Annotated in this window: 22 protein-coding genes; 8 read left to right on the forward strand and 14 right to left on the reverse strand. The window is 65.2% G+C overall.

Features of this window, described 5'->3' with window-relative positions; genetic code table 11:
• The first annotated feature begins 1 nt into the window (after position 1).
• From trmD to G5S42_RS02610, 4 genes are all read left to right on the forward strand, one after another.
• Positions 2–769, forward strand: a complete 768-nt coding sequence (gene trmD, locus G5S42_RS02595) for a tRNA (guanosine(37)-N1)-methyltransferase TrmD (protein ID WP_176105404.1) — start codon at positions 2–4, stop codon at positions 767–769.
• 146 nt (positions 770–915) lie between these two features.
• Positions 916–1,302 carry a 50S ribosomal protein L19 gene (gene rplS / locus G5S42_RS02600; protein ID WP_176105405.1) on the forward strand — a complete coding sequence of 129 codons (387 nt, stop codon included), beginning with the start codon at positions 916–918 and terminating at the stop codon, positions 1,300–1,302.
• 87 nt (positions 1,303–1,389) lie between these two features.
• A complete protein-coding gene (locus G5S42_RS02605; RefSeq protein WP_176105406.1) occupies positions 1,390–2,148 on the forward strand; it encodes an NUDIX hydrolase in 759 nt (252 codons plus the stop codon).
• A gap of 149 nt (positions 2,149–2,297) precedes the next feature.
• Complete coding sequence (locus G5S42_RS02610) at positions 2,298–3,236, forward strand: CobD/CbiB family protein (protein ID WP_176105407.1); 939 nt, start codon at positions 2,298–2,300, stop codon at positions 3,234–3,236.
• Between the two features lie 69 nt (positions 3,237–3,305).
• Here the strand turns inward: G5S42_RS02610 and G5S42_RS02615 are convergent, their stop codons facing one another.
• Genes G5S42_RS02615 through G5S42_RS02625 form a run of 3 tightly spaced genes read right to left on the reverse strand, consistent with a single transcriptional unit; the run spans position 3,306 to position 5,873 of the window.
• Positions 3,306–3,626 (reverse strand): putative signal transducing protein, encoded by a 321-nt coding sequence (locus tag G5S42_RS02615; RefSeq protein WP_176105408.1) that lies wholly within the window; start codon positions 3,624–3,626, stop codon positions 3,306–3,308.
• Position 3,627: 1 nt separating this feature from the next.
• Positions 3,628–4,617, reverse strand: a complete 990-nt coding sequence (gene rsgA, locus G5S42_RS02620; protein WP_176105409.1) for a ribosome small subunit-dependent GTPase A — start codon at positions 4,615–4,617, stop codon at positions 3,628–3,630.
• Positions 4,614–5,873, reverse strand: coding sequence for a M48 family metallopeptidase (locus tag G5S42_RS02625; protein WP_176105410.1), 1,260 nt, complete (start codon positions 5,871–5,873; stop codon positions 4,614–4,616). The genes rsgA and G5S42_RS02625 overlap by 4 nt, the downstream gene beginning before the upstream one ends.
• A gap of 227 nt (positions 5,874–6,100) precedes the next feature.
• Here G5S42_RS02625 and orn point away from each other — a divergent pair, with 227 nt between their 5' ends.
• Positions 6,101–6,712, forward strand: coding sequence for an oligoribonuclease (gene orn / locus G5S42_RS02630; protein WP_152853925.1), 612 nt, complete (start codon positions 6,101–6,103; stop codon positions 6,710–6,712).
• Positions 6,713–6,750: 38 nt separating this feature from the next.
• Here the strand turns inward: orn and mog are convergent, their stop codons facing one another.
• Together mog and yjgA are read right to left on the reverse strand one after the other, a co-directional pair.
• Positions 6,751–7,392: a molybdopterin adenylyltransferase gene (gene mog, locus G5S42_RS02635; protein WP_176105411.1), complete on the reverse strand. Its 642-nt coding sequence runs from the start codon at positions 7,390–7,392 to the stop codon at positions 6,751–6,753.
• A complete protein-coding gene (yjgA, locus tag G5S42_RS02640; protein ID WP_176105412.1) occupies positions 7,373–7,981 on the reverse strand; it encodes a ribosome biogenesis factor YjgA in 609 nt (202 codons plus the stop codon). Before yjgA ends, mog begins: the two co-directional genes overlap by 20 nt.
• 151 nt (positions 7,982–8,132) lie before the next feature.
• Here yjgA and pmbA point away from each other — a divergent pair, with 151 nt between their 5' ends.
• Positions 8,133–9,503, forward strand: a complete 1,371-nt coding sequence (gene pmbA, locus G5S42_RS02645) for a metalloprotease PmbA (RefSeq protein ID WP_176105413.1) — start codon at positions 8,133–8,135, stop codon at positions 9,501–9,503.
• Positions 9,504–9,604: 101 nt separating this feature from the next.
• Here the strand turns inward: pmbA and G5S42_RS02650 are convergent, their stop codons facing one another.
• From G5S42_RS02650 to G5S42_RS02690, 9 genes are all read right to left on the reverse strand, one after another.
• Positions 9,605–10,105, reverse strand: a complete 501-nt coding sequence (locus G5S42_RS02650; protein ID WP_176105414.1) for a dihydrofolate reductase — start codon at positions 10,103–10,105, stop codon at positions 9,605–9,607.
• A 71-nt stretch (positions 10,106–10,176) separates the two neighbouring features.
• Positions 10,177–11,736 carry a sigma-54 dependent transcriptional regulator gene (locus tag G5S42_RS02655; protein ID WP_176105415.1) on the reverse strand — a complete coding sequence of 520 codons (1,560 nt, stop codon included), beginning with the start codon at positions 11,734–11,736 and terminating at the stop codon, positions 10,177–10,179.
• Positions 11,737–11,760: 24 nt separating this feature from the next.
• The gene (locus tag G5S42_RS02660) at positions 11,761–13,212 is read right to left on the reverse strand and encodes a hypothetical protein (protein WP_176105416.1); all 1,452 of its coding nucleotides are present in this window, start codon (positions 13,210–13,212) and stop codon (positions 11,761–11,763) included.
• A gap of 94 nt (positions 13,213–13,306) precedes the next feature.
• Entirely contained in the window at positions 13,307–14,116 is an 810-nt protein-coding gene (locus tag G5S42_RS02665) for a peptidase C39 (RefSeq protein WP_176105417.1), read from the reverse strand.
• 7 nt (positions 14,117–14,123) lie between these two features.
• A complete protein-coding gene (locus G5S42_RS02670; RefSeq protein ID WP_176105418.1) occupies positions 14,124–14,837 on the reverse strand; it encodes a C39 family peptidase in 714 nt (237 codons plus the stop codon).
• A 104-nt stretch (positions 14,838–14,941) separates the two neighbouring features.
• Entirely contained in the window at positions 14,942–16,333 is a 1,392-nt protein-coding gene (locus G5S42_RS02675; RefSeq protein WP_176105419.1) for a FapB/FapC family functional amyloid domain-containing protein, read from the reverse strand.
• 25 nt (positions 16,334–16,358) lie between these two features.
• The gene (locus G5S42_RS02680) at positions 16,359–16,943 is read right to left on the reverse strand and encodes a FapB/FapC family functional amyloid domain-containing protein (protein WP_376776861.1); all 585 of its coding nucleotides are present in this window, start codon (positions 16,941–16,943) and stop codon (positions 16,359–16,361) included.
• 89 nt (positions 16,944–17,032) lie between these two features.
• Positions 17,033–17,584: a FapA family amyloid fibril periplasmic chaperone gene (locus G5S42_RS02685; protein WP_176105421.1), complete on the reverse strand. Its 552-nt coding sequence runs from the start codon at positions 17,582–17,584 to the stop codon at positions 17,033–17,035.
• Between the two features lie 119 nt (positions 17,585–17,703).
• Positions 17,704–18,180, reverse strand: coding sequence for a hypothetical protein (locus tag G5S42_RS02690; RefSeq protein WP_176105422.1), 477 nt, complete (start codon positions 18,178–18,180; stop codon positions 17,704–17,706).
• 538 nt (positions 18,181–18,718) lie between these two features.
• On the opposite strand from G5S42_RS02690, the gene G5S42_RS02695 reads away from it, so the two are divergent.
• Positions 18,719–20,113, forward strand: coding sequence for a sigma-54 dependent transcriptional regulator (locus G5S42_RS02695; protein WP_176105423.1), 1,395 nt, complete (start codon positions 18,719–18,721; stop codon positions 20,111–20,113).
• A gap of 244 nt (positions 20,114–20,357) precedes the next feature.
• Positions 20,358–21,329: a thymidylate synthase gene (locus G5S42_RS02700; protein WP_176105424.1), complete on the forward strand. Its 972-nt coding sequence runs from the start codon at positions 20,358–20,360 to the stop codon at positions 21,327–21,329.
• Positions 21,330–21,360: the final 31 nt, after the last annotated feature.

Below are 21,360 nucleotides of genomic sequence, written 5' to 3' on the forward strand. Positions count from 1 at the left end.
GATGCAGTTCGATGTCGTGACGCTCTTTCCAGAAATGTTCCGCGCGCTGACTGACTGGGGTATCACCAGCCGGGCCGCGAAACAGCAGCGTTATGGGTTGCGTACGTGGAATCCGCGCGATTTCACGACCGACAACTACCGCACCATCGACGATCGCCCGTACGGCGGAGGCCCCGGCATGGTCATGCTGGCTCGGCCGCTCGAAGATGCGATCAGTGCCGCGAAGGCGGCGCAGGCGGAGCAGGGCATCGGCGCGTCGCGCGTCGTGATGATGTCGCCGCAAGGCGCCACGTTAAATCACGAGCGCGTGATGAAGTTCGCGGCCGAACCCGGTCTGATCCTGTTGTGCGGGCGTTACGAAGCGATCGACCAGCGTCTGCTCGACCGTGTCGTCGACGAGGAAGTTAGCCTTGGCGACTTCGTGCTGTCGGGCGGCGAGCTGCCCGCGATGGCATTGATGGATGCGGTCGTGCGTCAGTTGCCCGGCGTGCTGAACGACTCGCAGTCGGCGGTGCAGGATAGTTTCGTCGACGTGCTGCTCGATTGTCCGCACTACACACGTCCCGAGGAATACGAGGGCGTGCGGGTGCCCGATGTGCTGCTCGGCGGCCATCATGCGGAAATCGAAGCGTGGCGGCGGCGCGAAGCACTGCGCAACACGTTGAACAAACGGCCCGATCTGATCGTGAAGGCCAGAAAGAACAGAATGCTGAGCCGTGCCGACGAGGCGTGGCTCGCAAGTCTCGCGAAGGAAGAGCCGAAGGCCTGAGGCTCCGGTCTTTCGAGCGGACAAAAGGCGGTGCCGTATATGCGTGTGCGGTGCCAGATGTGAACCCATCCTCTATCGGGGCCGTAGCCCAACGCAGTAAGCGTGGGCAGGTACGAACGCCGACAAGATGGATCTAGGAGTCAGTGATGAATCTGATTGCAAAACTCGAGCAGGAAGAAATCGCGCGCGTTCTCGGCGAAAAGACCATTCCGGATTTTGGTCCGGGCGATACGGTCATCGTCAGCGTGAACGTGGTTGAAGGCACGCGTAAGCGTGTGCAGGCTTACGAAGGCGTCGTGATCGCCAAGCGTAACCGTGGTCTGAATTCGTCGTTCATCGTCCGCAAGATTTCGTCGGGCGAAGGCGTCGAGCGTACTTTCCAGACGTATTCGCCGCTGCTGGCAAGCATCGTCGTCAAGCGTCGCGGCGATGTGCGTCGTGCGAAGCTGTACTATCTGCGCGAGCGTTCGGGCAAGTCGGCTCGAATCAAGGAAAAGCTGGTCTCGAAGGACCGCGCTCCTTCCGAAGCGTAAATGCTGTAAGAAAAAGCACCCCTCGCGGGTGCTTTTTTGTTGGCCAGGTCAAAATAGCAGCATGTCCCCGCTCATCAGAGAGACCCGTTGATCCGCCCCGTCTTTGAGCCCGAAACTCTGCCTGTCATCGCGACGGGCGCCGATCTGCCACCGGTCACGGGCGAGCGTCTGACGCCCGATGCACTGCGGGCGCGCTTCGAACGGCAACTTGCCTGGACCCCTGAAAAAATTGCCGATGCGCCGTGGCGCAACACCGACCTCGACCCACGCGTGGCCGCGGTGCTGGTGCCGCTCGTCGTGCGTGCGCGAGGCCTTACCGTGTTGCTCACGCAGCGCGCGGACCATCTGAGCGATCACGCCGGCCAGGTGAGTTTCCCCGGCGGCCGCCAGGAACCGTTCGACGCCAATGCGACCGCCACGGCGCTGCGCGAAGCGCGCGAAGAGGTGGGTCTCGACGCGTCGCGCGTCGAAGTTCTCGGCGCGTTGCCCGACTATCTGACTGGCACCGGCTTTCGCGTGTCGCCGATCATCGCTCTCGTGCATCCGCCGTTCTCGCTGGAGATCGATCCGCTCGAAGTCGCCGAGGTTTTCGAAGTGCCGCTCGCGTTCCTGATGGACCCGTCCAACCACGAAGAGCGGCTGTTCCGCTACGAGGGCGGGGAGCGCCGCTTCTTCGCGATGCCGTATCCGCGCGGCGAATTGACGGTCGCTCCGGAAGCCGCCGAGCAGCACGGCGGGCAACACGCGCAGACGGCCACGCCAGCGGCCGTGCAAAGCGGCCATCATTTCATCTGGGGCGCGACGGCCGCGATGCTGCGCAACCTGTATCGGTTCCTCGCCGCGTGAGAGATATGACTCGCATCGACGCGCCGACGATGCGAGTTGCGCGAACGACGCACTTGTTGGCGCTTTGTCAGCGTCCGCGTTCAGACTCATCCGACCCTGTGCTATCGTTATAAAACAATCGTAAAAACTTAAAAAGCACGGCGCATCGCATGACTTTTTTCTCCGTATTGCTGGCTCTGATCATTGAACAGGTACGCGCGCTATCGCCGAACAATCCGGTGTCTGCGTTGCTTCAATACCATGCGGAGTCGGCGGCGCACGGATTCGATGCTGGCAAGCAACGTCACGGTCTGCTCGCGTGGCTCGTCGTGGTGCTACCCTGGACGCTCGCAGTCGCGCTCGTCTATTACGTGCTGTATCACATTCACTTCATGCTCGCGTTCCTGTGGAACGTCGTGGTGCTGTACTTCACGCTCGGCTTCCGGCAGTTCAGCCACTACTTCACCGACATCCATCTCGCGTTGAACAACGACGACGTGCCACGCGCGCGCGAAATCCTCAACGAATGGACCGGGCTCGAGACAGTCGACATGCCGGTCAGCGAGATCGTGCGTCACACGTTGATTCACGCGGTGGTCGCGTCGCATCGCCACGTGTTCGGCGTGTTCTTCTGGTTCCTGATTCCGGTCGGCCCTGCCGGCGCGGTGCTGTACCGTTGCGCGGAATATCTGGCGCGCGCATGGGCGCGGCCGGCCGACGACCGCACCGTCGCGTTTTCGAGCTTCGCGCAGCGCGCGTTCTTCGTGATCGACTGGGTGCCGGCGCGGCTCACGTCGCTGGGCTTTGCGATCGTCGGCAATTTCGAGGATGCGATTTACGCGTGGCGCAATCATGCGCGGCAATGGCCCGATACGAACGACGGCGTGTTGCTCGCCGCGGGCAGCGGGGCGCTCGGCGCGCGCCTGGCTGGGCCACTCGCGGAGCCGTCGAGCCTCGACGCGCTCGCCACCGGCGACGGCGGTCCGATGCAGGTCGGCGACGACTGCACGCCGCGCACGCTGCAATCGGCGGTGGGGCTCGTGTGGCGCGCGGTCGTGTTGTGGATGATCCTGCTGTTGATGTTGACCATCGCGGTGTGGCTCGCCTGAAGCGGCCACGCGCGCGCAGCACAAGAGAAAGCCGGGCGTTGCCCGGCTTTTTCAATTCCTGACGACGCCTCACCCCTTCAAAGGATCGCGCGCAGTCCCGCATTGCCAGCACACGGTGAACTGCGCCTCGAGCATCTCGCCGCACTGCTGACATTGCCATAGAGGCGCGCCCGGTGCCGGTCCTCGCGACGCCGCTTCGATCAGCCGCCGCGCGACCGCCTCATCGCGTTCATCGACGAGCCACAGCTCCGGCGCGCATTGATCGGCCGGAATCTCGCCGAGCGCGCCGTTCAGATAGCGGTTATGCAGCTCGCAGGCGATGCCCGCGGTCTCCAGCACGTTGACCCAATGCTGTCCGATGATCAGGTTCGGCGCGCGCATCAGTTTCATGTCAGCGGATGATCTGGCTCGCCTCGTGCACGAGTTGCGCATAAAGCGCATGCCGTTCGCGGCGGATGCGGCCGTCGGCGACCGCTTCGAGGATCGCGCAGCCAGGCTCGTGCAGATGATGGCAGTTATAGAAACGGCAGTTCGGCAGCAGCGGCCGGAACTCGGGGAACGCGCGTTCGAGCCGGCCTTCGGTCAGATGGTGCAGGCCGAATTCCTGGAAGCCCGGCGAGTCGATCAGCGCGCCGGCCGCGCCGTTGACGTGATTCAAATCGGCCGTACCCTCCGACTGAGGCAGCGGATAAAGACGCGTGAACGTCGTCGTATGGCGCCCACTGTTCAACGCGGTCGAGATCTCGCGCGTCGCCACTTCGGCATCGGGAATCAGCAGGTTCACCAGCGTCGATTTGCCCATGCCGGACTGACCGAGCAGCAGTGTCGCGTGACCGTGCAGATGTTCGGTCAGCGTGGCGCGTGCCGCCTCGGGCTGCATGCGGATCGACACTTCGAGCACCGGATAGCCGAGCGCGCGATACGGCTCGAGCCGCTTGCGCGCGCCATCCAGAGCAGCGGTGACGTCGATCTTGTTCAGCACGATCAGCGGCTTCAGTTCGTTCGCCTCGGCGGCGACGAGCGCGCGGCCGAGCAGATCCTCGCTGAAATGCGGCTCGGTCGCGAGCACGATCAGCAGTTGGTCGAGGTTCGCGGCGAACAGCTTCGACTTGTACTGGTCCGAGCGATACAGCAGATTGCGCCGCTCGCCGATTTCGACGATCACGCCTTGATCCGCCGAAGTCGGCTCGTAGACCACGCGATCGCCGACCGCGACCTCGCTGCGCTTGCCGCGTGGGAAACACTGTAGCAGCGCGCCGCCGTCTTCAGGGGCGACCAGATAGTGGCGGCCGTGCGCGGCCACCACGAGCCCGCCCGTGCGCGCGCCGTGCATGCCGGACCCGGCGCCGCGCGCCGCTTTCTTGGGAGCGCGGCCGCTCATGCGTGCTGCAACAGTCGGTCGATCCGCTGCGAGGCCGGCGGATGCGAGTAGTAGAACGCGGTGTAGAGCGGATCGGGCGTCAATGTCGACGCGTTGTCCTCGTACAGCTTGACGAGCGCGTTGATCAGATCGTGCGCGTCGGTTTGCGACGCGGCGAACGCGTCGGCTTCGAACTCGTGCTTGCGCGAGCTGAGGCTGCCGAGCGGCGTGACGAAGAACATGAACACCGGCAGCGCGAGGAAGAACAGCACGAGCGCGAGTCCGCTGTTGCCGCCAATGAGCGACGGCCGCACGCCGAGCCCTTCGTAGAACCATACGCATTGCGTCAGCCAGCCGAGCAGCGCGAGCATCGCGAGGCTGATCGCGAACGTGACGAGCATGCGCTTCATCACGTGACGGCGCTTGAAGTGGCCGAGCTCGTGCGCGAGCACCGCTTCGATCTCGCGGCCCGACAGGCGCGCAAGCAGTGTGTCGAAAAACACGATGCGCTTGCTCGCGCCGAAGCCGGTGAAGTACGCGTTGCCGTGCGCCGAGCGGCGGCTGCCGTCCATCACGAACAGACCCTTCGCGGCGAAGCCGCAGCGCTTCATCAGCGCCTCGATGCGGGTCACGAGCGCTTCATCCTTCAGCGGCTCGAACTTGTTGAAGAGCGGCGCGATGAAGGTCGGGAAAATCAGCAGGCCGAACATCTGGAACGCGACCCACACGACCCATGCCCACAGCCACCACAGGTTGCCCGCGCGGTTCATCAGCCACAGCACGACAAACAACAGCGGCAAGCCGAACGCGATACCGAGCAGCGCGCCCTTCAGACGGTCGAAGAAGAACAGGCTTTTGCTCATGCGATTGAAGCCGAAGCGTTGCTCGACGACGAACTGCCGGTAGTAGTCGAACGGCAGGTCGATCGCGCTCGTGATCGCGATCACAGCGGCAACCAGCGCAATCTGACCGGCATAGCCGCGGCCGAGCCAGTCGGAGATCGCGAGATCGAGCATCTGCACGCCGCCGAGCAGCGTGAGCCAGATCAGCACGGCCGCGCCGACGACGATCTCGACCATCGCGAGCCGCGTGCGCTCGACGGTGTAGTCGGCTGCGCGCTGATGCGCGGTGAGCGCGATGGTGTTCACGAACTGGCTGGGCACCTGTTCGCGATGCGCGACGACGAAGCGGATCTGCCGCGACGCGAGCCAGAGTTTGATGCCGACCATCGCGACGACGGCGACGATGAAGAGGGCGGTGAAGTACAGGGTAGGCATCCGAGGATTCCGTGGTATCTATGCGAGAATTATATGTTTCTTCCCGCCTCAGGGCGGAGATACGGTTTAACGCGGCGGTTTGACGCATTAGCTCCGGGCAGCAGTTCAAGGCGGCGCTTCAGCGCAGCCGGCCCGGCTCGAACCGCGCGAATCCATTTCAAACGAACACATGCCGCGCCGCACGGGCTTGCAGCGAAGCCCGCGGCGCGGCCCTCAGGGTTGCCTTCATGACTGACATCCTCGCATCCACCGAACAGCCGCCGCTCGTGCGCAGCGACATGAATCTCGTCTGGCTGGACATGGAAATGACCGGGCTCGAGCCCGACACCGACCGCATCATCGAGATCGCGGTGGTGGTGACGAATTCGACGCTCGACAGGATGGTCGAAGGTCCGGTGCTCGCGATTCATCAGAGCGATGAGACGCTCGCGAAGATGGACGAGTGGAACCAGAACACGCATGGCCGCTCGGGGCTGATCGATCGGGTGAAGGCCTCGACGGTCAGCGAGGCCGACGCAACCGCGCAGATCCGCGAATTCCTCGGCCAGTACGTGCCGCCCGGCAAGTCGCCGATGTGCGGCAACTCGATCTGCCAGGACCGCCGCTTCATGGCGCGCTGGATGCCGGATCTGGAGAGCTTCTTCCACTACCGCAACCTCGACGTGAGCACGCTGAAGGAGCTGTGCCGGCGCTGGCAGCCGGTCATCTACAAGGGCTTCCAGAAGCGCGCGATGCACACCGCGCTGGCCGATATTCACGAGTCGATCGACGAACTGAAGTACTACCGCGAGCATTTCCTCGTGCCGTCGGCGCCCGACGCCGCCGCGAGCGCCAAATAAAGCGCGGGCCTGCACCTGCAGGCCCTAATCCGCCAACCTCAGTCCTGCCGCGGCGCGCGCTGCGCGCTCTTTGGCCGGAACGCCTTCACCACGTCCGCGTTGGTTTCCACGTAAGGCCCGCCGATCAGGTCGATGCAGTAGGGCACCGCAGCGAAAATTCCCGGCACCTTCACCACGCCGTCATCGCGCAGGCCTTCCAGCGTTTCCCGGATCGATTTCGGCTGGCCGGGCAGGTTGACGATCAGCGCGGCGTGCTGATCGGTTTCCCGGATCACCGCGACCTGGCGCGACAGGATCGCGGTCGGCACGAAATTCAGGCTGATCTGCCGCATCTGCTCGCCGAAGCCGGGCATCTCCTTGGTCGCCACCGCGAGCGTCGCCTCGGGCGTCACGTCGCGGCGCGACGGGCCGGTGCCGCCGGTCGTCAGTACCAGATCGCAGCCCACTTCGTCGACCAGTTCGATCAGCGTCGCCGAGATGGTCGGCGCATCGTCGGCGATCAGCCGCGTGACGACTTGCCACGGCGAGCTCAAGGCCGCGCCGAGCCACTCCTGCAGCGCCGGAATGCCCTTGTCCTCGTACACGCCCGTCGACGCGCGGTCGCTGATCGACACGAGGCCGATCACGATTTCGTCGGGGTGGTTACGTTGCTTGCGTTGATCAGGCGTCACGGTCGTCATCGTCGTGTTCCGGGGCGAGGTCAGCGTCTTCGGCTTCGTCGCCGGCGCCGGCCGCGTTCTTGATCCACTGGAACAGCTCGCGGAAGTAGCGCGGCGGCTTGCTCTGCTGCGCTTCCTTGCGCGCGTTGCGGATCAGCGTGCGGCCCTGCTGCGGGTCGGCGGCCGGGTGCTGGCGGATGAACTCGGTCAGTGCGGCGTCGTCGGCAAGCAGCTTTTCGCGGGTGCGTTCGATCCAGTGGAGCTTCGCCGTTTCCGTCTTGTTGACGCCGTTGTAAGTGTCGAGCGCGGTGCGCAGCGCGGCGGTTTCGGTGTCGAGCAGCGAGCGCATCACGCGGCCGACGTACTGGATCTGGCGGCGCTTGCCCTCATGATCAGTGATGCGGCGCGCTTCGCGCACGGCTTCGTCGAGCTTTTCGGGCAGCGGCATGCGCTTGAGCGCGTCTTTCGGCAGCGCGACGAGCGCCGCGCCCAGATCCTGCAACGCCTGCATTTCGCGTTTGACCTGGGACTTGCTCGGACGATCGTAGCCGTTTTCGTCGACTTCCGTGACGACCGATTCGATCGGTTGAATGCGGGTTTTGCGTGTCATGCCGGTATTGTAACTTGCCGCGCCGGCCCGACCCGCGGCGGCGCGTACCTTGCTATGATCGCGGGATGCATTTATCCCGCACCCGCGCATCTCGCGCCGAACACGGTGCGCATATCCAGGGCCGCGCGGCCCCAACAGGACGGCAACCACAATGGCAGCAGACATGGACGTCAAGCAGCGCTTTTTTCCGCATACCCAGGATGAACTGAAGGAAATCGCCTCGGACATCCTCCGTCACGCGAAGGCGCTCGGCGGCACCGACGCCGCAACCGAAATCTCCGAGGGCGACGGCCTGTCCGTCTCCGTGCGGCGCGGCGAAGTCGAGACGATCGAGCACAACCGCGACAAGATGGTCGGTGTGACGGTGTTCATCGGCAACAAGCGCGGCAACGCGAGAACCTCGGACTTCTCGCCGCAAGCGTTGAAGGACACGGTCGCGGCCGCCTACAACATCGCGCGCTTCACCGCCGAAGACGATTGCGCAGGCCTCGCCGAAGCCGAGCTGCTCGAAACCGCGCCGCGCGATCTCGATCTCTATCACCCGTGGAATCTGTCGGCCGACGAAGCGGTCGAAATCGCGCGCCGCGCCGAAGACGCCGCGTTCGCGACCGATCCGCAGATCAAGAATTCCGAAGGCGCGAGCGTGTCGGCGCAGCATTCGCAATTCGTGCTGGCGACCTCGCGCGGCTTCCTCGCCGGCTACCCGTACTCGCGCCACTACATCGCGTGCGCGCCGATCGCCGGCAGCGGCCGCAACATGCAGCGCGACGACTGGTACACGTCGACGCGCAGCGCCGACGAGCTCGCCGATCCCGAAGCGGTCGGCCGTTACGCGGCGCAGCGCGCGCTCGCTCGCATCGGCGCGCGCGGCCTCGACACGCGCAAGGTGCCGGTGCTGTTCGAAGCGCCGCTCGCGGCGGGCCTGCTCGGCGCGTTCGTACAGGCGACGAGCGGCGGCGCGCTGTATCGCAAGACCTCGTTTCTGGTCGACAGCCTCGGCAAGCCGGTGTTTGCGCCGCACGTGCAGGTGGTCGAAGATCCGCACGTCGCGCGCGCGATGGGCAGCGCGCCGTTCGACGAGGAAGGCGTGCGCACGCGTCAGCGCTCGGTCGTGAAGGACGGCGTCGTCGAGGGCTACTTCCTGTCCACCTACTCGGCGCGCAAGCTCGGCATGCAGACCACCGGCAACGCGGGCGGCTCGCACAACCTGTCGCTGCTCAGCTCGAACACGCGCGCCGACGACGACTTCGAAGCCATGCTGAAGAAGCTCGGCACGGGTCTCTTGCTGACCGAGCTGATGGGGCAGGGCGTCAACTACGTGACGGGCGACTACTCGCGCGGTGCGTCGGGCTTCTGGGTGGAGAACGGCAAGATCCAGTACCCGGTCGAAGAGATCACGGTCGCGAGCACGCTGCAGGAGATGTTCCGCCATATCGTCGCAATCGGCGCGGATACGATCACGCGCGGCACCAAGCAGACCGGCTCGGTGCTGATCGAGAGGATGACGATCGCGGGGCAGTAAGCCGCGCGGCGGCGCGTTCCGGCGCTGTCCCGTATCAAACGAAAACGCCACGCAGCTCAACGTTGCGTGGCGTTTTTTTATTGCATGCGTGGCGCGTGCCGTCAGACGTCCTTGCGTTGATACGTGACGAATGCGTAATCGAAGTCGTTCGGCGCATTCGAGTGATGCGCTTCGCGCGCGATTTCTTCCCACACCTGCGGGTCGATCGCGGGGAAGGTCGCATCGCCGGCGAAGTCGGCGGCGATCTCGGTGACGATCAGCTTGTCCGCGTGGCGCAGCCCTTCGTCGTACAACTCCGCGCCGCCGATCAGAAACGCCTGCGGCGCCTGGTCCTGCGCGGCGAGCGCGAGCGCTTCGTCGAGATTGGTCGCGGTATCGCAGCCTTGAAAGCGCCGCGAGGCATCGCGCGTGACCACGATGTTGCGGCGTCCCGGCAGCGGCCGGCCGATCGATTCATGTGTCTTGCGGCCCATGATGATGGGCGCGCCCATCGTCGTGCGCTTGAAGAACTTGAGGTCTTCGGGCAGTCGCCAGGGCAACTGGTTGTCGCGGCCGATCACGCCGTTGCTGGCGCGAGCGACGATCAGGGTGAGCGTCGTCATCGAATGGAAAGAGGAGGGTAACCGGGCGATTCTACCCGACGCACCGATGCGCACCGATGCCCGCCCGCTGCTCACCCCTGCGCCGCCCCGTCCGTGGCGAGCCCTTTCTTGTCGTCGGCGCCACCCGGTTCGCGCAGACCGTGCACGCCCATCAGCCGATACAGCGTCACGCGCGAAATGTTCAGATCCACCGCCGCCTCGTTCAAGCGGTGCCGATGGCGCAGCAGCGCGGCCTCGATCGCGCGCTTCTCGGCGGCCTCGCGCGCCTGGGTGAGCGTCATGCTTTGCTGCTCGGTAAAACCGGCGAGGTCGAGATCTTCGGCTGAGATCAGCTTGTTCTCGGCCATCACGATCGCGCGGCGCACGCGGTTGATCAGCTCGCGCACGTTGCCGGGCCAGTTGTAGTTGTAGAGCGCCTCGATCGCCGACGGCGTGAAGCCGCGAATCTTGCGCGCGTTGTCGGTCTTGAACTTGTGCAGGATGTGGTACGCGAGAATCTCGATGTCCCGCCCACGCGCGCGCAGCGGCGGCTCGTCGACGCGCAGCACGCACAGGCGATGAAACAGGTCCGCGCGGAACTGGCCGTCGCGCATCGCGCCGTCGAGATCCACGTGGGTCGCCGAGATGATGCGCACGTCGACCGGGATCGATTCGCGTCCGCCGAGCCGCTCGATCTTCCCTTCCTGCAGAAAGCGCAGCAGGCTCGCCTGGCTTTCGAGCGGCAGGTCGCCGATCTCGTCGAGAAACAGCGTGCCGCCGTCGGCAGCCTCGACTCGGCCGATCTTGCGCTGATTTGCGCCGGTAAAGGCGCCGCGCTCGTAGCCGAACAGTTCGGATTGAAGAAGGTGATGCGGAATCGCGCCGCAGTTGATCGGCATGAACGGCGCCTTGCGGCGCGGCGAGCGCTCATGGATCGCCAGCGCGGTCAACTCCTTGCCGGTGCCCGATTCGCCCGCGATGAACACGCTCGCGTCGGTGTTCGCGACCTTGCGGATCGTGCGAAAGAGCTGCTGCATCGCCTCGCAGGTGCCGACCATTTCCTCGTCGCCCGCTTCGCTGGCGGGCGGCGGGAGTTCCGGGTCGCACAGCGTGACCATGCCGAACGCGTGGCCGGCCAGATAGTCGATCGTCGCGTGCGCGACCGGCAGCTTCACGAAGTCGAAGCAGTAGTGGCGCACGAGACGTCGCACCAGCGGATCGCTGAGGCGCTCGTTGCTCGCGAGCGCGATCCAGCCGATCTGCTGCTGACGCAGGCTCGCCTCGAGTCCGCCGAGGTCGCGCGGCGCGAAGCTCGCCAGATCGACGATGCCCGCGCACGTTATGTCCGGCTTCAAAAGCCGCCCGAGTTCGTGCGCCGAGCGCGCGGCCGCGACCTGCCAGCCGCGGCTTTTCAGGTGCGCGATCAGCGTTTCGTCTGGGGTGCGCGCGACGTACAGCAGCTGTCGCGCGACGCCCGGCATCGCGGCGCTCGCGGGCGCGCCGGTTTGGTTGCTAGCCGGTGACCCGACGGCCGGCGCCGCGGCGGCCCCGGCGGACGACACCGCGGCGCGCTGCTTCGGCACTGCGAGCGACAGATGCGATCCCGCTGCCGCGACGGAAGCCACACTGCTCAGATGAGGTGATTCACGCACGTTCGACCTCGTATCGTTGACACGTCAGAAGGTGTACGGAAAGCGCACGCCGACCACGAAGTTCGGCGCGTCGGGTGTGAGTCCGATCGATACCGAGCCGTTGATGGTCAGGTGCTTGTTCACGACGTGGTTCAGGCCAAAATTCATCGCCGCGGCCGTGGTTTCGCTGCCCGGCACCTTCTGGTAGCTGCCGCCCGGCGCCTTGGTCTCCGACTCGGGCTCGAGCGCCATCGTGAACGACACGCTGGCCGAATCCTTGTCGGAGAACGCGAGCGCGACGCCGCCGCCGAACTGCACGATGTCGCCGAGCTTGACCGTCGCCGGTTCGGTTTGTCCCTGCACCGACGAAATGTCCGCGAACGAACGCGCGATGTTGTAGGTGTAGGAAACGCTGCCGAACAGCACGACCGGGTCGTAGGTCTTCAGCACCGACAGACCCGCGGTGATGTTCCAGAAACCGGTGCCGGTCGGCAGTCGGGTCGGCGCGACGAGGTTGGTGTTGTTCGGGTCGATCTGCACGACTTTTTCGCCGAACGGCGAGCTGCCGGTCGGCGCCTTCACGCGCAGACTGCCGACCACGTCCGGCAGCGCATTGGTTTCCCTGACGAACTGGTAGTAGATGCCGAAATTCACGTCGCCGATGTCGTGACTCGACACCGTCGCGTCCGACAGCGTGCTGGCCGCGCCGCCCGCGCCGCCGACGATGAAGGTGCTGCGCCGGTACACGTACGGCACGTCGACGTCGACGTTGACGCGGTCGGACACCCCGTAGCGCGTGTCGAGGTCCGCCATCACCTGGTGCGACTTGGTCTGGCCGAGGTTGATGTTGCCGAGGAAGATCGCGTCGAGCGCGAGGAAGCCCGACAACTGCAACTGGCGACGGTCGTAGTAGGTGTCGCTGATGCCGAAGTCCATCGTCAGCTTGTGGTCGAACAGCGGCGCATGCTCGCGCTGCACGACCGCCTGCTCGGCTTGCGTGCGCACCGGTTCGTTCGCGCGCTGGGTCTGGCCGACCGCGCCGCTGCCGTCGGTGGCGGCGGGCAGTCCGCCGGCGCTTGCGGTGCCCGCGTTGCTGCCGTCCGGCGTCGGCGGATTGACCGGCACGCCGGTGGCGGTGCCGGTGGTGCCCGCCGGCGCGGGCGCGCCAGGCGCGATCTGCGCGAGCGGCGGCAGCGGCACCGGCAGGCCGTCGGCGCCGGGCTGCTCGGCCACCGCGCCGCTGCCCGCGGGAGCGCCGGCGCCCGGCACGCCACGGCCGCGTTGCGCCATCTCGAGTTCGGTGACCTGGCGTTCGAGCGAATGGATCTGCCGCTGCTGCTCGTCGACGACGCGCATCAGCGTGTTCAGACGGTCCTCCACGGATTGACCGGCGAGCGCCTGCGCGCTCGCTGGCTGAGAAAGAGCCCAAAGCATGACGGCGGCCGGAATGGCCGCGAGAGCCATGCGCGGTGCCCTGGTCGATGACACTTTTTTCATTATTTGCTCCCCCGGTGGTCCGGCCGCGCGGTCCTGACTGCGCGGCCGTCTCTTTTCTGCTTGTGGTGCAACTGGCGGGTGGCGGCCCGCTCCGTTATCTCCTGTTTTGCAGTGCCTGCAGTACGCCCAACTGACGAAGCATCGAAGCCGACATCTGCTGGGTTTGCAGATGCAGTTGCAGGGCGTTGGCGACTTGCTGGTTATTGCCTGCAATCTGCAGCAACTGGGCGATCTGCCCGTTGCTCGGCGCGATGGTCTGGGTGGCGAGGCCAGCGGGTGTCTGCAGCGCGACTTTCACGCCGTTGCTGCCGAACGAAATGCCGGCTTTCACTGAGCCGGTCGAATTGCTGGCCGTCGCCGACGGCGCGTTGGCGGAGCCGGTCAGCGTCGCGGCGCTGTTGTTGAAGTCGATCAGCGCGGAGTTGGTGCCGCTGTTGCGATCGCCCGCGACCTGGCTAACCTGCGACACGCCGTTGACGCCGATGCTCTGGCCGCCGCGCGCCTGCGCATTCGGATTGGCGCCCGAATCGCCGGCATGGCCGTGCGCGCCGCCGCTCACGCTCGCGAACGTGCTGACGGAACTCGTGAGCTGGCCGCCACCGTTCTGTACCGCGCTCAGCGAGCCTTGAGCGAGCGCGCTCGCGCCGTTGGGCAACTGCCATTGCGAAATGACGTTCAGCACGAAGCCGGAGATCATCGTCGCGCCGGCGTATTTGCCGGTCTGGGTCGCGAGCACGTCGTCGCCGACCAGCTGCACTCGCAGCGGCTCGGCGCCCGGCGCGGACCGTGTCGAAACTTCGGGAGCCGGTGGCGAGGCGGCGCCCTCCGAAGCATGGGCAATGCTGCTTGCGCCACAGGCGATGGAGCAGAGCACGAACCCAAGCGGTGTCAGGTGTGACTTCATGGCGGGATCAGAACATGTCTGCCTTGTTCAAGCCGTACTCGAAAAAGGGCGTCGCGGCGGTGCCGGCTGCCAGCGCGGCAGCGCGCAGCTTCAGCGCGAGCGACTCGTTGTCCTGCAACAGCGGTGAATCCTCCCTGAAGGGTTTGCCGAGGACCGCGAACACGAGGCCGTTCCAGGTCTTCGCGAAGTCGTCTTCGAGCACGACGCGATTGCCGAGCGCCGGGTCCGCGATGAACACGCGGCCGTCCTGCGCATGCTTGACGATCACGAAATGCTCGTAGCCGTCGATGTTCATCAGGACCATCACGGGGATCTTAAGATGGTGGAGCGCGTCGACGTTGACGCGAAAGCCGCGGCCGCGCAGTCCGATGGTCTCGACGAAGTGCTTCATGTCGAGCATCGAGAAGCCGTTCTTGACGACGACTTCGGGCGTCGAGAAAACCATCATCCGGCGGATCAGTTCGGTTTCCGGAATATCGATGCCGTAGCCGTACTTGAGGAGGGTGGCGAGCGCCGCCGCGCCGCAGCTGTAGTCGAACTGCTGATTGACGATATGGTTGTAGCGCAGGTCCTTCATCGAACGGACCGTCTTCGTCAATGGCACGCCGACGAACGTGGACGTGTCGATGCTCGACTGTGCGGCGGCGTGATTCGCGCACAGCACACAGCCTGCCAGCGCTACGGCGAGCGGTAGCGCCGGGAACCCCTTGAACCCGGTCATGCTGGTCTCCTGCCCGATCCGCGCCGGCAGCTTCTATGGCTGCCGGCGCGCCCTTCCGACTGCTTTTGCTTCTTCTGCTTGCCCGCGGTCGTCGCGCCGTCGGCTTATTTGCCGCTGTTCAGCGCCGCGATGGCAAGGCCGTTGTGCTGCAAGTTGCCCGCGCCGCCGGCGATGTTCACGCCGATGTTGCCGGAGGCGCCTTTCAACGTATCGGCGCCCAGACTTGCGGTGCCCTGGAATTGCCCGTGAACGACCATCGTGGCGGATTGCGAGTTGTCATCCGTCGCATCCATCGCGGTGGTCAGCGCCTTGCCCGGCGAGGTCGTCGTCACTGCGCCGGCAAGCGCGTTGTCCTGCGCGTTGCCGATGCCGGACGCGACGTTCACGCCGACGTTGCCCGTCACGCCCGACAGCGACCCGTTGCCGACCGACGCGTTCAGATTGAAGTTATGGATCGCCGCGCTGCCGCCCGAGGACTGCACGTTGAAGTCCTGCGCGTTGCCGAACACGTTGCCGACGTCGACCGAGGCGAGCGACACGTCGTTGCTCTGTGCGTTGTCGATGCCTTCCGCGATGTTGATGCCGAGGTTGCCCGACACGTTGCTGGCCGCGTTGGTGCCGGTGGTCGCGTTCAGCGTGGCGGCCCGTTCGTTGTTGATGTGCTGCGTGATCGAGCCTCGCGTCGTCACGTCGGTCGTCGCGAGGCCTTCGTCGATGCCCCATACGGCGCCGTACGCGTTGGTCGACGAAGAGCGGCTGCGCGAGTAGCTCGACGATTGCTCGCCGACCCTCGCAAAGCCAGAGCCTTCGCTCGCCTTGAAGCCCCACGAACGGCTTTGCCCGGACGCTTCGCTCGCTTCGAAGGCGCCGGCGACGCCCGACGAGTTCGAGTAGCTCGACTCGCGATAACCGGCGTGCAGGCCGCCGTGGGCGCTGAACGAGCCGCTGCCGTGCGAGGGCGTGTTGTGGTCCTGATAGCTGTAGCTGCCGCCGATCGAGCCGCCCGCCGCGATATGGCCGCCCGAGTTCTGACTCGTGTGCGAGAAGCTGCCCGCGATGCCGGCTGCCTGCTGGCTCGTTTCATAGCCGCCGCTCGTCACGCTCGCACTCTGGCTGCCGTACGCATAGCCGCCCGAAGCTTCGAAGCCCTGCGCGCTCGAGCTCGACGAGGTATGGCTTTGCGTCGTGAACGCGAATGCCGTGCCGCCGCCTCTGACCGACGACCTGTTGTTGTTGATGGTCGTGGTCACGGTGCCGGTGGTGTAGGTCTGCGCCTGCGGATCGAGCGTCGCGTTGACGTTGACCATCTGATTGTTGTTGATCACCGCGTTAGCCGTGCTGGAGACATGCACGCAGCCAAACAGTCCGACCATACCCTCGACGCCGACCATCTCGCCGACGACCGTCGTATTGAACAGGTAGGCCTTCTGCGGCGCGGCAAGCACGCTGCCGGATGCGGCAACGAGAACGGCCGTGGCAATAAGAGTGCGCTTCATGATTCGCTCCGATACTTAAGTGTGGTCAGTTAAAAAAAGTGCCCGCCGGGGGACGGAGCACAAAACTGTTTGCCGTGGCATTACCGGCGCCGGCTGCCTGGTTGATCTGCACGATTCCGCTCGCGTTACGGAAGGCATCGCTGGAAATGCTTGCCTCGCGCACGCCGTGAATCGTGTTCGACCGCCCCGGACTGCCGTTTTTCGGGGCCGTCGCGGATAGCTCCCCATCCGAGACGGTCTCGACTCCGAGCGCCGCAGTCCCGATCCGGGTGCTGTTGCGCTGCAGATTCCCTGCTCCGGCCGACTGGTTCACCAGCACCGCGCCGGATGTGTTCGAAAACGCATTGGCCTCGATCGACGCTTGCGCGCGCGGCACGTTGGCGACCACCGACGCGCTTTGCACGCTCGCGTTCGCGTTGCCGACGGCGGCGCCATTCGTCACCGTGATCTGGTTGATCTGCGCGTTGTCGAGGCCAGCGGATTCGTTGACCGAGAGCGCGCCCGTCGCGCCCATGCCCGCGCCGCTGCCGATCGTCGCGGTGGCGCCGACGACCGGCGCCGCCGGCGACTGCGCGTGGACCTCGCCGGCGACGAGCGCGGCGACGCCCATGCACAGGCACGCGCAGACGCGCAGGGCAGTGCGCGCCGAAGTGAATTGCAGTGATTCGAGCGATGGCAGCGAGGGGCGCAGGCGCGTGCTCATTTCAGACCTCCGGGTGCGCCGCCGAGCACGTTCGATAGCGGCGCGAGCGCGCCCGTCACGGACGAGCTGATCGTGCCGCCGACGCCCGTCGCCGGTCCGCCGATGCCGCCCGCGTTCAGCGGGATCGTATTGCCGGTCGCCTTGCCGGAGAGGATCTGCGTGACGGCCTGCATGCCCGTGCCGCCGAGCACGCCGCCGGCGCCGACGCCGTTCGAGCCGTGCGCGTTGGTCAGATCGGTGTCGCCGACGAGCGTCGCGATCGTCGGGTCGAACGAGTTGGCCGGGAACGTGGTGGCGCGCACCGCGACCGGGTCCTGGTCGCGCGGCACGGGGACGAACGCGTCGCGCGGCGTGACGCTGCGCTCGACGATGATGTCGCCCGGATCGGCGACCTGCTCGGCATACGCATGGCTCGCGAAGCAGGCGCTGACGAGGACGCTGGCGAAGAGGGCGGTGCCGGCCAAAGCGGTGCGCGGCACGACGGGAGCGTTGCTGAACGACGCCGCCGGCAGCCCGAGGGCGCGCGGCGTCTGGTGGTTCGTGCTCATGTCCCGGTCCCTTCTCTGTTGTTGCTTGTGTCCCGCCGTCGTGGGGCGCGTCAACTTTCGCGCGGCCACCGGTCCCGCATTCCCTGGTTATTTGCTATCGGTTCGTTGCTTCGTCCTGCTCACTTGCGCTGGTATGTCGCGACGTTGCCCTGGGCGGCGCGTGCCGCATCGACGGGCACGGGCAGCGGCGAGGGCGGGGCGATCTCGTCCCACAACGTCACCTGGTTGCCGCCGCCTTGCATCAACTGTGGCGTCGCGGCGACCATCAACATGCCGACCGCGCCGCCGCGTTGCCGCGACAGCATCTGGTCGTCGAGCGAAATATCGTTCATCGATGCAGCATCGCCGGCCGGGTTCGACGCGTTGGCGGCAAGCTGGCTGCCGTCCTCCGCGGCAACCGGCGAAGCGGTTTGCGGGCTGGCGGAGGCGGGGTCGGTGGCATCGTTGAAATCAGCCGGCGTGACGGAACGCGTCGGGGCGGCTACCGTTGTCTGGGTGCCGGCACTCGCCGGCAGGGCGCTGAGCGCCAGGGCTGCGCAAATTGCGAAGAATGGTGCGCGGCGTCTTATCAGATCGATGCGGAATGCGAGTCGCATGATGTGTCTCCCTGGTGTTCGCCAATTAGCGAAACATGTGCCATCACTCGCAATCCATTGATGCGTCTGGCGCCCACCGGCGGAATGACAACTAATGCGTTCCAAATCGGAAAAAAACGTTGCAGCCCTGAAACGGGTCAGCAGAAAATACCTATAATTCGATAATCTGTAAGGTACGAACTACCGTCGCGGGAACGCCACGAAAAGCGCTTCCACTAATGTTTTATTTGTCGGCTGAATATATGGCGATCGGCCGCTAAACCATGATGGGCAAGGGGTCCATCGATTAAATTCGCATAATTGTTTTCGAAGCGGCGCACGTATAGTAAGCTCTCGAAAACAGCTTCAGATTTAAAAAAGGCCCATATCGGGCCGTCTCAAACACACACGCCGCTTTCTTGGGGATCAGCTGTCCGCACGGAATGGAATGGCCGTTCGGGTTTTGCGATTCGCGAATCCCGGACGAGTCAGCGTGTCTGAACCGCAGTTTCAGGTGCATGCGTCGTCCTTAACGTTCGTTGACGAGAGGATCTGAATAATGGAACCCGCAGCGCGGCAACTGATTTACGTTTCGCGTGACCCGAGCGCGGAACTGAATACGCGTTTTATGCAGCGTGGCTGGCATGTGGAAGTCGTGGGATCGGCGCGCGATGCGCGCCGGGCAGTGCGCACCGGCTCGGCAGCTGGCGGCCTGCTCGATTTGTCCAGCGATTTCCAGCCGCACGAAATCGCCGCTTTTGAATCCTGTTTGACCATGCCGAACGTCGGCTGGGTCGCTGCCACTGCGCCTGGCCAACTGCAAGACGCCGCGTTGCGCCGGCTCGTGCGCGACTACTGTTTTGATTATGTGACGGTGCCGTCTTCTGGCGACCGTATCGTCGACTCGGTCGGTCATGCGTACGGCATGATCTCGCTGAGCGATACGACCCCGCACGACGGCTTGCAAGGCGCCGAGGGCGAGATGGTCGGCTCGTGCGACGCGATGCTCGCGCTGTTCCGCTCGATCCGCAAAGTCGCGATGACCGACGCACCGGTGTTTATCTCCGGCGAATCGGGCACCGGCAAGGAGCTGACGGCGGTCGCGATTCATGAACGCTCGGCGCGGCGCAACGCGCCGTTCGTGCCAATCAATTGCGGCGCGATTCCGCCGCATCTTCTGCAATCGGAACTGTTCGGCTACGAGCGCGGTGCGTTCACCGGCGCGAACCAGCGCAAGATCGGCCGCGTCGAAGCGGCCAACGGCGGCACGCTGTTTCTCGACGAAATCGGCGATCTGCCGCTCGAAAGCCAGGCGAGCCTGTTGCGCTTCCTGCAGGAGCGCAAGGTCGAGCGGCTCGGCGGACATACCGCGATCGATGTCGACGTGCGCATCATTTCGGCGACGCACGTGGACATGACCGCGGCGATGATCGAAGGACGCTTCCGTTCCGACCTGTATCACCGCCTCTGCGTGCTGCAGATCGACGAGCCGCCGCTGCGTGCGCGCGGCAAGGACATCGAGCTGCTCGCGCGGCACATGCTCGAACGTTTCAAGAAGGATGCGAGCCGCCGTCTGCGCGGCTTCGCGCCCGACGCGATCGCCGCGCTGCATAACTACGGCTGGCCCGGCAACGTGCGCGAGCTGATCAACCGGGTGCGGCGCGCGATCGTGATGTCGGAAGGACGCGCGATCACCGCGCGCGACCTCGAACTCGCCGAATACGTCGAGATCGTGCCGGTGTCGCTCGCGCAGGCGCGCGAAGCGGCGGAACGTCAGGCGATCGAGCTTGCGTTGCTGCGGCATCGCGGGCGGCTCGGAGACGCGGCACAGGAGCTCGGCATCTCGCGGGTAACGCTGTACCGGCTGCTGTGCTCGCACGGCATGCGCCATATGGAAGGCGAGCCGATGTCGGCGCCGCACGGCGATTTGCCGGCGTCGGTGCAGCATCTGTAAGCGGCGAGGCTGGCGACGCGGCTTGTGAAGGTCTGGCGCGTCGCCTCGAAGCACTTTGCGTGCACGGTTTAGCCGCTCGTGTATCGCGTGCCGCGTCGTTTTCCTTCCCGCCTGACATTCCCCTCGATATTTCCCATCCGGCGCGCCATGCCCCGGCGTCGTCCGGTCGCGCTTGTTAGAATCGGGCTTTGCTCAATTCCGTGAGCGCGCCTGATCGGGTTCGCGCCGCGTCGAAGGAAACCGCATGAAACAATACCTGGACCTCGTCCGCACGATTCTCGATACCGGCACGTGGCAGGAAAACCGCACCGGCATCCGCACCATCAGCATGCCCGGTGCGATGCTGCGCTTCGATCTGCAGCAAGGCTTCCCCGCGGTCACGACGAAGAAGCTCGCGTTCAAGTCGGCGGTCGGCGAGCTGGTCGGGTTCCTGCGTGCTTCGCGCAGCGCCGCGGATTTCCGTGAGCTCGGCTGCAAGGTGTGGGACGGCAACGCGAATCAGAACGCGCAGTGGCTCGCCAATCCGTATCGCGAGGGCCCCGATGATCTCGGTGACGTGTACGGCGTGCAATGGCGCAAGTGGCCGGCCTATAAGGCGCTCGACGCCAGCGCCAGTGCGCAGCTGGCCGACGCGCAGGCGCGCGGTTTTCGCGTGATCACGCAGTTCGACGAAGATGGCCGCTCGAAGGTACTGCTTTACAAGGCGATCGACCAACTGCGCCAGTGTCTCGACACGATCATGCAGAACCCCGCCGATCGACGGATTCTGTTCCATGCCTGGAATCCGGCCGTGCTCGATCAGATCGCGCTGCCGGCTTGCCATCTGCTGTACCAGTTCCTGCCGAACGTGACGCGCCGCGAAATTTCGCTGTGCCTGTATATCCGCAGCAACGACGTCGGGCTCGGCACGCCGTTCAATCTGACCGAGGGTGCGGCGCTGCTGCACCTGGTCGGACGGCTGACGGGCTATACGCCGCGCTGGTTCAGCTATTTCATCGGCGATGCGCACATCTACGAGAATCAATTGGATATGCTGCATCAGCAACTCAAGCGCGAGCCGTACGAGAGTCCGCGGCTCGCGATTTCCGATCGCGTGCCCGACTACGCAAAGACCGGGGTGTACGAGCCGGAATGGCTCGAGAAAATCGAGCCGGCGGATTTCTCGCTGATCGGCTATCAGCATCACGAGCCGCTGACGGCGCCAATGGCGATCTGATGTCCGTGGAAGCGGCGCGATAGCGTTCGCC

Source organism: Paraburkholderia youngii (genome assembly GCF_013366925.1).
In the GTDB taxonomy this organism is placed as follows: Bacteria; Pseudomonadota; Gammaproteobacteria; order Burkholderiales; family Burkholderiaceae; genus Paraburkholderia; species Paraburkholderia youngii.